This window comes from uncultured Cardiobacterium sp., assembly GCF_938028185.1.
Classification (GTDB): Bacteria; Pseudomonadota; Gammaproteobacteria; order Cardiobacteriales; family Cardiobacteriaceae; genus Cardiobacterium.
Window position 1 is genome coordinate 1 of the sequence record NZ_CALJAH010000100.1, and the last position, 2,312, is coordinate 2,312.

General features: G+C 59.3%; 1 protein-coding gene. It reads right to left on the bottom strand.

Annotation, left to right across the window (positions count from 1 at the left end; genetic code table 11):
- A partial coding sequence (locus tag Q0349_RS03245) for a DNA methyltransferase (protein WP_298079443.1) occupies positions 1-2,182 on the bottom strand: 2,182 nt, incomplete at its 3' end.
- Positions 2,183-2,312 lie beyond the last annotated feature (130 nt).

Sequence of the window (2,312 nt, forward strand, 5' to 3'; positions counted from 1 at the left end):
TGTCCAGTCGGGCGGCTTTGACGCCTTCGATGCGCGCCTTGATTTCGGGGTATTTGAGAAAGCGGGCGCGTTCGGCGGCGCTGCTTTGGGCAAACCACAGGCACCAGCGCTGTTTGCCGTTGATGAGTTCTTCCGCGCCGATAAAGGGTTTGACGAAGGGGGCAAGGTCGGGATGGGCGGCGAGCAGGCTTTGGCGTTCGGCGGCGTTCAAGAGCAGGTGGCCGCCGTCGGTGGGCTGGCTGCCTTTGGTCATTTTCGCCATGCCTGCGGGCGGGTTGCTGCGCGAGGAAACGATGACGCTGGCGCCGGCGGCAAGGTATTGGTTGATGTTGGCGACTTCATACTTTTCAGGCTGCCCTTTGATGTCGGGATAGTCGAACAGGTATTTCGCGCCCGTGTGCCGTGCAGGCTGCCTGAATCCGACGATGACGCAATGCACGGCGGCTTTGCCTTTGGCGGCGGATGTCCATTGGAAGGTGCGGTGCGCGAAGCGGATGGCAAAGCCTTGCGCAAACAGCCATGCCCACAAAATGCCCGCCTGCTCGCCCTGGCAGATGGAGTTGGTGGAGACAAAGGCGGTCTGAATGTGCGGCTGCGTGGCCATACGTTCGGCGGCTTTTACATACCACGCGGCCACGTAGTCCATTTTGCCGAATTTGCCGTTTTGCGGGAACACGGCTTCCGCGTCGGCCTGCTGCGCGGCGCTGCGCCATTGGTGGCCGATAAAGGGCGGGTTGCCGAAGATGTAATCGGCCTGCGGCCATTCAATGCGCAAGGCGTTGGCGTTGATGATTTCGGCGCTGTCGGTGAGCGGGATGGTAGGGCGGGTTGTGCCGAAGCGTGCGGCGGTGGCGAGGTTGCATTGGTGGTCGGTGAGCCACATGGCGACTTTGGCGATTTGTGCGGGGTATTCGTCGAGTTCGATGCCGTAGAACTGGCCGATGTGGCAGCGCTGCATGGTGGCGATGTCGAGCAGTTGGTTTTCGGCAAAGAGTTCGCCGATGATTTCGTCTTCGAGGCGGCGCAGTTCGCGGTAGGCGACGACGAGGAAGTTACCGCAGCCGCAGGCAGGGTCGAGGAAGCGCAGACTGGCGATTTTTTGGTGGAAGTCATCAATGGCTTTTTTGCGGTTGCCTTTGCTGCGCGTTTTGCAGGCGGCTGCAAATTCGGCGCGCAGATCGTCCATGAAGAGGCTGTTGATGACTTTGAGGATGTTGGCTTCTTCGGTGTAGTGCGCACCGGAAGCGCGGCGTTCGCTGTTGTCCATCACGCTCTGGAAGAGGCTGCCGAAGATTTCCGGGCTGATTTTTGCCCAGTCGCGCCGCGAGCAGGCGAGCAGGTTGTCGCGCAGGGCGGCGTCAAAGTAGAGTTCTTCCGGGGCATCGGCAAAGAGGCGGCCATTGACGTAGGGAAAGGCTTTGAGTTCGGCGTTCATGCCCTGCGGTCGCCGCGTTTCCGGGGTGTTGAGCACGCGGTATATTTGGTTGAGTACGCTGCCAGTGTCGGAGCCGTCGGCGCGGGTGTGTTTTTCCAGGTAGTCTTCAAACTGGTTTTTGGTGAATATCAGGGTGTCGTCGGCAAAGAAACAGAACAACAGGCGGATGAGGAATTGTTTGAGGCGGTGTTCGTCGTAGGCATTGTCGGCACGGAAGGCGCGGTAGAGTTTGCCCACGGCATTGGCGGCATCGATGTTGGCCTGTTCTTCGGCGGCTTTGAGGTCGCGGCTGATGCCGTCCATGAAGTCAAAGTTGCGGTTTTTGATTTGCTCCGGCAGGTCTTCCAGCGGGAAATCGAGGCGGCTGCCCGCTTGTAGATCGTAGAGGCGCATACGGGCAAAGTCGCAAATGATGAGGTAACGCGGTACGTCGTCCGAGTTTTGGCGGCGGATTTCGTCCACGTATCCCGCCGCCTGCTCGTAGGCTTTGTCGAGGTCTTTGTGGGCTGATTTGTGTTCGCAGAGGAGACGGCCCGCCCAGAAGACGTCGGCAAATTTGGTAGTTTTTTGCTGATGGTGACGGATGGCATATTCAAGGCTGGCGGTTTTGTAGCGGTCAAGGTTGAAGATGCGGAAAAATTCGTCCCAAAAGGTTTTGGCTTCGGCTTCTTCGCGGGTTTCGTGTTGCCAGCGGGCGGCAAATTGTTGGGCAAGGCGGTATTTGTGTTCGTAGGTGTAGGCGGTCACGGCTTTCCCGGGTGGTTGCAGGCAGTGCGCATTTTACGGTTGGCACCGGGAGCTGCCAATTGTCCGCATGGCGGCGCGTTTTGCGGTGTGGCTTTGCCGCAATACCAGCGCGAGCAGGGTTTGTGCCACG